The organism is Christensenella sp. KGMB01412, from assembly GCF_055522415.1.
Genome location: NZ_JBVFVW010000021.1, coordinates 1 through 5,096, shown reverse-complemented (window position 1 = coordinate 5,096; position 5,096 = coordinate 1). Strand labels below are relative to the sequence as shown.

4 protein-coding genes are annotated in these 5,096 nt (G+C 57.0%); all 4 read left to right on the top strand.

Annotated elements, in window-relative coordinates:
• Positions 1 to 12 precede the first annotated feature (12 nt).
• On the top strand, positions 13 to 972 hold the full coding sequence (locus ACS5WU_RS13820; RefSeq protein ID WP_059108471.1) for a thiamine pyrophosphate-dependent dehydrogenase E1 component subunit alpha: 960 nt from the start codon (positions 13 to 15) through the stop codon (positions 970 to 972).
• Positions 973 to 989: 17 nt separating this feature from the next.
• The gene (locus tag ACS5WU_RS13815) at positions 990 to 1,970 is read left to right on the top strand and encodes an alpha-ketoacid dehydrogenase subunit beta (RefSeq protein WP_320606701.1); all 981 of its coding nucleotides are present in this window, start codon (positions 990 to 992) and stop codon (positions 1,968 to 1,970) included.
• A 14-nt stretch (positions 1,971 to 1,984) separates the two neighbouring features.
• Positions 1,985 to 3,319 carry a dihydrolipoamide acetyltransferase family protein gene (locus ACS5WU_RS13810; protein ID WP_320606702.1) on the top strand — a complete coding sequence of 445 codons (1,335 nt, stop codon included), beginning with the start codon at positions 1,985 to 1,987 and terminating at the stop codon, positions 3,317 to 3,319.
• Positions 3,320 to 3,395: 76 nt separating this feature from the next.
• The gene (lpdA, locus tag ACS5WU_RS13805) at positions 3,396 to 5,096 is read left to right on the top strand and encodes a dihydrolipoyl dehydrogenase (RefSeq protein ID WP_465089202.1); all 1,701 of its coding nucleotides are present in this window, start codon (positions 3,396 to 3,398) and stop codon (positions 5,094 to 5,096) included.

Genomic DNA, 5,096 nt, shown 5'->3' with positions numbered 1-5,096 from the left:
GGGTTTAAGGAAATGGAAAAAGAGCGGGCATTAAAGATCTACCAGACGATGAATGAGATACGTGCGTTTGAGGAGAAGGCATACAAGCTGTTTGAGGAAAACAAGCTGAGGGGCTCGGTGCATCTATGCACAGGAGAAGAAGCGATTGCGGCAACAGTATGCTCGAGCCTGGACGACGAGGATTACATAGCAAGCACGCACAGGGGGCACGGGCACTGCATAGCAAAGGGAGCGAAGCTTGACCTTGCGCTGGCAGAGCTGATGGGCAAGGCGACGGGCTACTGCAAAGGGCGCGGGGGCTCGATGCACATAGCAGACCTGACGAAGGGAAATCTGGGAGCAAACGCAATCGTAGGCGGAGGGATTCCAATCGCGTCGGGAGCGGCGCTGGCGCAGAAGCTGCAGAAGAAAAAGCATGTTTCAGTAGCGTTTTTCGGAGACGGGGCGTCAAACGAAGGAACGTTCCACGAGGCGCTGAATATGGCGGCAGTGATGAAGCTGCCGGTGATATTTGTGTGTGAGAACAACGGTTTTGGGATATCGGTGCCGGTGAAGCAGTCGACGAGCGTGGAAAACATAGCGGACCGGGCGGCAGGCTATGGAATTCCGGGAGTGGTAGTGGACGGCAATGACGTGCTGGCAGTGGACGAAGCGTTCCGTGCGGCAAAGGAAAGAGCGCTCAAAGGAGAGGGGCCGACGCTGATCGAGGCGAAGACGTACCGCTGGAGAGGGCACTGGACGGGAGATCCGGAACCATACCGCAGCCGCAAGGAAGTGGATGAATGGAAGAAGAAAGATCCGATTGCGCGGTTCGAGAAATATATGGTAAAAGAGAAAATGGCGACGGCAAAGCAGCTTGAAAAAATCAAGGCAGCAGCGTATGCGGAAATGGATGCGGCGGCGGAGTTTGCATTAAACAGCCCAGAGCCTGATCCGGCGCACGTCATGGACGACGTATACTACGAAGCGTAGATTGGAGGAAAAAGAAGATGAGCAATAAAACGTATGCAATGGCAGTGAGGGACACATTGCTGTCAGAGATGAAACGTGACGATAAAGTATTTGTAATGGGAGAGGACGTCCAGGTGCTGGGCGGAGTATTTGGATGTACGCGTGGGCTTGCGGACGAGCTGGGGGCAGCCAGGTGCTTCAATACGCCGATCTCAGAGGCGGAAATGATCGGAGCGGGGTTAGGCGCAGCGTGCGCGGGAATGCGCCCGGTGGTGGAGCTGATGTATATGGACTTCACGCTTGTGGCAATGGACCAGATCATCAACCAGGTTGCAAAGACAAGATATATCTTCGGCGGGAAAGCAAGGATACCGCTGGTGATCCGCGGCCAGCAGGGAATCGGGCGTGGCAACGCGGCAACGCACAGCCAGTCGCTGGAAACGATATTCATGCACTTCCCGGGGCTCAAGGTAGCGTGCCCGTCCACCGGGACGGACGTAGCGGGGCTTCTGAGGACGGCGATCCGTGACGATAACCCTGTAATGTTCTTTGAGCACAAGGCGCTGTACAGCACAAAGGAAGACGTTCCGGACGATCCGGACTTCATGATACCGTTCGGCAAGGCAAAGGTCAGGAAAGAAGGAAAGGACGTGACGATCGTAGCAAACCTGCTTTATGTGTCAAAGGCGCTTGAAGCAGCGGCGGAGCTGGAGAAGGAAGGAATTTCCGCGGAGGTCATTGATCCGAGGACAATGGTGCCGTTCGACTATGACACGATCATCGAAAGTGTGAAGAAAACAGGCCGGCTTGTAACGGTGCATGAAGCGCACCGCCAGGCAGGGTGGGGAGCGGAGATCGCGTCAGAGGTAACGGAACGGGTGTTCCCGTATCTGGATCATGCACCTGTACGTCTTGGCGCAAAGCAGTGCCCGCTGCCGTTTAACATCGGGCTGGAGAATGCTGTGGTGCCCCAGGTAGGGGAAATCGTAGCAGCGGCGCGAGCGACGATGTACAAATAGGGGAGTGATAGGAAATGGCGGAAAAAGTAATCATGCCCAAGCAGGGGCTTCAGATGACAGAAGGAACGATCACGCAGTGGCTGGTGCCGGAAGGCGGAAAATGCGTGGAAGGGGAACCGCTGTTTGAAATGGAAACAGATAAACTGACGATCACGATGGACGCGCCGGCAAGCGGGACGCTTCTTAAGATCGTAAAAGGGGAAGGCGAAGTGGTGCCGATCACGGAGATGATCGCAGTGATCGGGGAGCCGGGCGAGGATATCACGGCATTGCTGGCGGAAGCGGGCGATACGGCGGCAGAGGCAGCAGCAGCGCCTGCCGCGGCACCTGCGGCTGCGCCTGTAGTAGCTGCAAAGGCAGCTCCGGCAGCGGTGGCTGCGGATGGATCGCGCAGGTTCAGTACGCCCAGGGCGCGGATGCGCGCGGAAGAAAAGGGCGTTGATATCCTGGAGGTGCCTGCAAGCGGGCCGGAAAACCTGGTGATCGAGCGGGATGTGCTTTCGTATGAAGGAGCTGGGGCAGTCAAAGCAACGCCGCTTGCAAAGAAGGTGGCGCAGCTTGAAGGCGTAGAACTTGCGGAGGTAAGCGGCAGCGGCTCTCACGGCAAGATCACAAGGGAGGATATCCTGGCTGCGGTAGCGGCAAGAAGCGCGGCAGCCGGTGGCGGGACGCAGCGCGGGGAGCGCGTTATCCCAATGAAGGGGATGCGCAAGGTGATTGCGGACCGGATGCAGGAAAGCCTGCGGGTGCACGCGCAGCTGACACATACGGTGCGCGCGGATATGACAAACGCGGCAGCGCTGCGTGAAGCATACAAAAAAGTGGATAAGAAGGTATCGTACAACGATATCGTATTAAAGGCGGTCAGCCAGGCGCTGCTTGACTTCCCAATGATGAACGCGATGATCACGGACGAAGGGATTGTGATGCGCGATTATGTGAACCTTGGGGTAGCGGTAGCGGTTGATAACGGGCTGATCGTGCCGAATATCAAGGACGCAGACCTGATGAAGCTGGAAGAGCTGAGCTTCATGGCAAAGGAGCTTGCGGGCAAGGCGAAGGAAAACAAACTTGCGCTTGAGGAAATGAGCGGAGGCACGTTTACGGTGTCAAACCTTGGGATGTTCGGGCTGGACGAATTCACGGCGATTATCAATACGCCGGAATCGGGCATACTGGCACTGGGAGCGATCACCAAAACGCCGGTGGTAATCGGTGATGAAATTGTGATCAGGCCGATCATGTCGATGACGCTGACGTACGACCACAGGATCGTGGACGGCGCGCCGGCGGCACAGTTCCTGGGACGTGTGAAGCAGTATGTAGAGGAACCGACATTGATGCTGTAAAGCAAGCAAATACTCCTGTTATCCGGCTGCCCCCGGCAGCCGGATAACAAGCAAAGGAAAACGAGGATTGGCGAAAATGGCAGAGAAAGTAATCATGCCCAAGCAGGGGCTGCAAATGACGGAAGGAACCATCATCAAATGGCTGGTGCCGGAAGGCGGAAAGTGCGTGGAAGGCGAACCGCTGTTTGAGATGGAAACAGATAAATTGACGATCACGATGGACGCGCCGGCAAGCGGGACGCTCCTTAAGATCGTAAAGGGCGAAGGCGAAGTGGTGCCGATCACAGAGCTGATCGCGGTGATTGGAGAGCCGGGCGAGGATATTTCGGCGCTCATCGGGGAAACGGGCGGAGCGGCGGCTCCGGCGGCTCCGGCGGCGCAGGAAACGCCTGCGGCAGGCGGAATGGAAGAGTTTGACGTAGTGGTGATCGGCGGCGGCCCGGGCGGGTATGTGAGCGCGATCCGCTGCGCACAGTACGGCAAAAAGACGGCGCTCGTTGAAAAGCGGGAGCTTGGGGGGACATGCCTGAACAGGGGATGTATCCCGACAAAGGCGCTGCTGCACACAGCGGAGCTGTATGAGGAAATGAAGGAATCAGGCGATACGCTGGGCATTAACGTAAAGGAAATGGCAGTGGATTACGCAAAGACAGCGGAGCGTAAGAACAGCGTGGTGAAGAAGCTGCGGATGGGAATTGCGGGGCTTGTGAAGGGGCGTAAGATTACGCTTTTGGAAGGACAGGCGGTATTGACCGGAAAGAACACCTTCAAGGTGGGAGACAGGGAATACAGCGCGAAAAACATCATACTGGCAACGGGCTCGGAGCCGGCGCGCGTGCCGATTCCGGGAGCGGACAAGGCTGGCGTGATGAACTCGGATGGCGTACTGGAGCTTACAAAGCTGCCGGAGTCTGCGGTGATCATTGGCGGAGGTGTGATCGGCATCGAGTTTGCGACGCTGCTCAGCGCATTTGGCAAAAAGGTGACGGTAGTGGAAATGCTGCCGCGCATCCTCAATGAAATGGATGAGGACGCAAGCGCGACGATGAAGAAGCTGCTGGAAAAGAAAGGCGTGGAAATCCACACGGGAGCGAAGGTGCTGGAGATCAGGGACGGTCTTAAGTGCGTCTTTGAAGAAGACGGCAAGCAGGGCGAAGCGGACGGCGAGATCGTAGTGATCGCGGTGGGCAGGCGGCCTGTGACACAGGATCTTGGGCTTGAGGCGGCGGGAGTCGCAAGCGAGCGGGGCTTTGTGCAGGTAGACGGGCAGATGCGTACAAACGTGCCGGGGATCTACGCGATCGGCGACATCACAGGAAAGATACAGCTTGCGCACGTGGCGAGCGCGCAGGGGCTTGTGGCGGCTGCGAATGTAAATGGCAAAAACGAAACGATGAAATATGATATTGTACCGGCATGTATTTATTCGAGCCCGGAGATTGCGAGCGTAGGACTGACGGAGGCGCAGGCAAAGGCGCAGGGGCTGCCGGTGAAGACAGGAAACTTTGCGACGGCGGGAAATGGCCGCAGCATGATCATGAACTGTACAGACGGTTTTGTAAAGCTGGTGACGCACAGCGAGACGGGAGAAATCCTTGGGGCGTGCATGGTGGCGCCGCGTGCGACGGATATGATCGGCGAGATTGCGGTTGCGATGAAGGCCGAGGCAACGGTGGAAGAGATTGCAGATACGATCCACGCGCATCCGACGGTGAGCGAGATGATCATGGAAGCCGCACACGATGTGGAAGGCCTTTGCTGCCATAAGTTAAGGTAA

What these genes read in the sequence shown, in the direction of transcription:
- ACS5WU_RS13820 (WP_059108471.1), top strand. Translation starts at nt 13, where the DNA reads ATGGAAAAAGAGCGGGCATTAAAGATCTACCAGACGATGAATGAGATA.
- ACS5WU_RS13815 (WP_320606701.1), top strand. Translation starts at nt 990, where the DNA reads ATGAGCAATAAAACGTATGCAATGGCAGTGAGGGACACATTGCTGTCA.
- ACS5WU_RS13810 (WP_320606702.1), top strand. Translation starts at nt 1,985, where the DNA reads ATGGCGGAAAAAGTAATCATGCCCAAGCAGGGGCTTCAGATGACAGAA.
- lpdA (WP_465089202.1), top strand. Translation starts at nt 3,396, where the DNA reads ATGGCAGAGAAAGTAATCATGCCCAAGCAGGGGCTGCAAATGACGGAA.